The sequence below is a fragment of the Mycobacterium sp. TH-M25 genome, assembly GCF_057473665.1.
Genome location: NZ_JBYCLA010000358.1, coordinates 1 through 3,826, shown reverse-complemented (window position 1 = coordinate 3,826; position 3,826 = coordinate 1). Strand labels below are relative to the sequence as shown.

Below are 3,826 nucleotides of genomic sequence, written 5' to 3'. Positions count from 1 at the left end.
GACGCTGATGTCGTCGATCCATTACGGGGTGCGCTACGACAACGCCTTCTGGAATGGCGCCCAGATGACCTACGGTGACGGCGATGGTCGGGTTTTCACTGACTTCACGAAATCAGACGACGTCATCGGTCACGAATTGACACACGGGGTAACACAATTCACTGCTGGGCTGGATTACTCCGATGAACCCGGCGCGCTCAACGAGAGCATTTCGGATGCGTTCGGCGCGATGTTTCACCAATGGCGCAACAAGCAGACCGTCTCCGACGCCGACTGGCTCGTCGGCCCGGGAGTGCTCGGCCCGGCGGCAATCGCCAAGGGCTACAACTGCCTTCGCAACATGGCCGACCCCGGCTCCCGACAGTGCCTGTCTCGGCAACCGTCGCATTATGCCGACTACGTTCCCGGCGGCGACCCGCACCAGAACAGCGGTATTCCCAACCACGCCTTCTTTCTGGCGGCCAGCAACATCGGCGGACGATCCTGGGAGAAGGCCGGCAGGGTCTGGTACGCCGCCCTGACGGATCGCGATGCCGGCCCGTCGATGGATTTCCGCAAGTTCGCCGCCCTCACGCGCTCCGCCGCCCGGTCACTGTTTCCCGCCGACCGCGACGTCTATCGTGGGGTGGACGACGCATGGCAGCGCGTCGGCCTTTCACAGACCAGCATCTCCGTCTGAGTCGACAACGATCGGGGCGCGGCAATGCAGTACATCATCGAGCGACGTGGTGGCCTGGCCGGAGTCAAGGCCAGTTGCACTCTTGAGGGCGATGCACTGGATCCCGAAGATCGTCACACACTCGAGCAACTCCTCGACAGCGAAGACCCGTTGGACTCCGACCCTGGTGCCGACCGCTACACCTATCTGGTGACCCGGCAGTCACCCTCGGGAGCCAGGACACGCGAGATTCCGGAGAGCGTGCTACCCGACACCGTGGCAAGCGCCGTCGTAGCGGACCTCTGACCGGTCACCGCTACGCCGCGGACCTCTCCAGGATGTGCACGCCGCACGCCGAGCCGAGACCGATCACGTGCGCCAGCCCGACCTTGGCATTCTCGATCTGCCTGGCGCCCGCTTCGCCACGCAGATGGTGGCAGACCTCCCAGATGTTGGCGATACCCGTGGCGGCGATCGGATGCCCCTTGGACTGCAGCCCACCGGACACATTCACCGGCGTCGAGCCATCGCGCCACGTCGCGCCGGAATTGAAAAAGTCCGCGGCGCCGCCTTCTTCACACAGCATCAGGTTGTCGTAGTGCACCAGCTCCGCGGTGGCGAAGCAGTCGTGCAACTCGACCAGGTCGAGGTCGCTCGGCCCGATGCCGGCCTGCTCGTAGGCGCTCGCGGCGGCATTGCGGGTCAGCGTGTTGACGTTCGGCAGCACCTGACAGCCGTCCTCGAACGGATCGGTGGTCAGGATCGACGCCGACACCTTCACCGCACGTTTGCGTTGCTGCAGCGACAGCGACCGCAACGTCGCGCCGTCGCACACCACGGCGGCCGCCGCGCCGTCGCAGTTGGCCGAACACATCGGCCGCGTGTTCGGGTAGGCGATCATGACGTCATTCATGATCTGCTCGAGGGTGAATTTCCTCTGATAGGCGGCCAGTGGATTCAGGGTCGAGTGGGCGTGGTTCTTCTCGCTGATCTTGGCGAACAATTCGAAGCTGGTGCCGCCGTACTTGTGGCCGTACTCGGTGCCGATCTGAGCAAACACACCCGGCATCGACTCGGTGCCGATCCGCCCGTCCACCGGAGCGACCGCGCCGTAGCGGCCTTTGGGCTCCCAGATATCGGCGTCTTTCTTCTTCGTGCCGGCACCGCCGAGCAGTCCGGCGCCGGATAGCTTCTCCACCCCGAAAGCCAGACCGTATTTCACCTCACCCGCTTTGACCGCCATGATCGCGGTCCGCAGCGCGGTGGCACCGGTGGCACAGGCGTTGGCCACGTTGTACACCGGGACGCCGGTCTGGCCGATCTGCTTTTGCAGTTGCTGCCCGATGCCGGCGTTGGCCGCCATCAGGTTGCCGGCGGCGATCACGCCGATGTCGGCCATCGTCACCCCGCCGTCGGCGAGCGCACCGGTGACGGCCTCAGCCGCGAGGTCGATGGTGTCTTTGTCGGCGTGCTTGCCGAATTTGGTCATCCGGATGCCGAGAATCCAAATGTCGCTGCTGGCGCTCATGGGGCTACTCCTCGTTGTCTGTCGCGTCGGTTCACGGGCTCGAAACCGAACCCGACCGCCTCGGTGCCTGCGGAGTCGGTACCGATCGGGAATGTCGCCAGTCGCACTTTCATGCCGTCGCGGACGTGCGCGGGATCGGGCTCGACGTTGACCAGATTGGCGCGCACCGCAGTGCCGTCGCAGTCCACGACGGAGGCGACGAATGGGGTGGGAATACCAGGTGCGGCAAAAGTGACGATGGTGAACGCTCGCACGGTGCCCTCGGTAGCCACCGCAACCGTGCCGAATTCCGAAGCGAAACAACTGGCGCAGGCGTTGCGTCGGTCGAAGAATCTGGCACCGCAGTTGGTGCACTCTTGGGCGACGAGGTGCGGGTCGCCATCGGCGAGCACCAAGTAGTCGACTATTGGGATCTTGCCCGTCATAACACCTCCGTTGTCTGTATTGTCGACCGTAGCCAGTTCGGTTCAGTCACAGACGCCGAATATCACGATCACATCCCACGAAAACGAGACTTCCGCCGCAACAAGCGCTGTGCGTAAACTCCTCGCTGACGTTAGTCATGAAGTCGCGAGAGTTTTTAGTCACCGGTCCACCTGCGGCTTGTCGCGCTGTCGCCGGTACCGGACAGTCGTGAGCCGTTCAACGCCGGCGGCGCAGTGGGGAGCGCAAATTCGAAGCCCACCACGCAACGTTGCCCAGCGGCGAAGTGGCGTGGTCGCTGGTCGAGGCCGCATCGCAGCTGCTCGCCCATCACAATGCGCTGCGCGACTTACATCTCGACTTCAGCCAGACGACATTCCTGGACTCCGCGGCGCTGTCGGGTCTACTTCTCGTGCGCCGGCGCGCCTCGCATGCGGGCGTCAGGCTGCATCTCGACCACCGCCCCGCGTTCCTCGATCGCGTGCTTCAGATCACCGGGTTGTTCGGTCACTTCGTTCCAGAGGAGGCCGACACCAGCTCTGTTGACTCAAACCTCGTAGGCCAGGCCAGCTCTGGCGAGTCCGGCGCTCACTGAGCGAGCGGCGTAGCCGAAAAGTGACCGATGCTTTATCGAATTGCCTACGCGCCCTTACGGGTCCAATATTCCGGACATGCCTAGGATCGCTAATACAACTTGCCTACTAAAGGATTTGGTGGATGCACGCGGGTCTCAGGTCTGTTCTGCTGGCGGCCGGCACCGCCGCATCGGTCGTTGCAGGGCCCTCGGGTGTCAGCCTGGCCGCATCGGATCAGTCTTTTCGATACCCGATCGCCGCAATCAGCCCGACCGCAAGCGAGGTTGCGGGAGTCGCGCACCCCGTCGTCGTCACGTTTCGCGCACCGGTGATCGAGCGCCACGCCGCAGAGCGCATCCTTAACATCAGCTCATCGCCCCCCATGACGGGGAAATACGAGTGGCTCAACAATGAAGTCGCACAGTGGATTCCAGACCACTTCTGGCCAGCACACAGCACGATTGCCCTGTCGGTAGGCGGCGCCTCGGCGGAAATCAAGACCGGGCCCGCAGTGCTCGGCGTCGCCGACATCTCCGACCACACGTTCACGGTCAGCGTCGACGGGGTTCCGAGCGGACCGTCGCAACAGCTGCCGGCGCCGCACCACCAACCCCACTATGGCGAACCAGGCGTCATGCCGGC

Annotated in this window: 6 protein-coding genes; 4 read left to right on the top strand and 2 right to left on the bottom strand. The window is 63.9% G+C overall.

Annotation, left to right across the window (positions count from 1 at the left end; all coding sequences use genetic code 11):
• Together AC2VOU_RS12170 and AC2VOU_RS12165 are read left to right on the top strand one after the other, a co-directional pair.
• Positions 1–679: M4 family metallopeptidase (locus AC2VOU_RS12170; protein WP_486957610.1), on the top strand; the 679-nt coding region annotated here is incomplete at its 5' end.
• Positions 680–703: 24 nt separating this feature from the next.
• Positions 704–964, top strand: coding sequence for a protealysin inhibitor emfourin (locus AC2VOU_RS12165; RefSeq protein ID WP_486941442.1), 261 nt, complete (start codon positions 704–706; stop codon positions 962–964).
• A gap of 10 nt (positions 965–974) precedes the next feature.
• Here AC2VOU_RS12165 and AC2VOU_RS12160 read toward each other — a convergent pair whose 3' ends face one another.
• Complete coding sequence (locus AC2VOU_RS12160) at positions 975–2,186, bottom strand: thiolase family protein (RefSeq protein WP_486957609.1); 1,212 nt, start codon at positions 2,184–2,186, stop codon at positions 975–977.
• On the bottom strand, positions 2,183–2,611 hold the full coding sequence (locus AC2VOU_RS12155) for a Zn-ribbon domain-containing OB-fold protein (RefSeq protein WP_486957608.1): 429 nt from the start codon (positions 2,609–2,611) through the stop codon (positions 2,183–2,185). The genes AC2VOU_RS12160 and AC2VOU_RS12155 overlap by 4 nt, the downstream gene beginning before the upstream one ends.
• 269 nt (positions 2,612–2,880) lie before the next feature.
• Between AC2VOU_RS12155 and AC2VOU_RS12150 the strand changes: the two genes are divergently transcribed.
• Positions 2,881–3,204 (top strand): STAS domain-containing protein, encoded by a 324-nt coding sequence (locus AC2VOU_RS12150; RefSeq protein WP_486957607.1) that lies wholly within the window; start codon positions 2,881–2,883, stop codon positions 3,202–3,204.
• A gap of 122 nt (positions 3,205–3,326) precedes the next feature.
• A partial coding sequence (locus AC2VOU_RS12145) for an Ig-like domain-containing protein (protein WP_486957606.1) occupies positions 3,327–3,826 on the top strand: 500 nt, incomplete at its 3' end.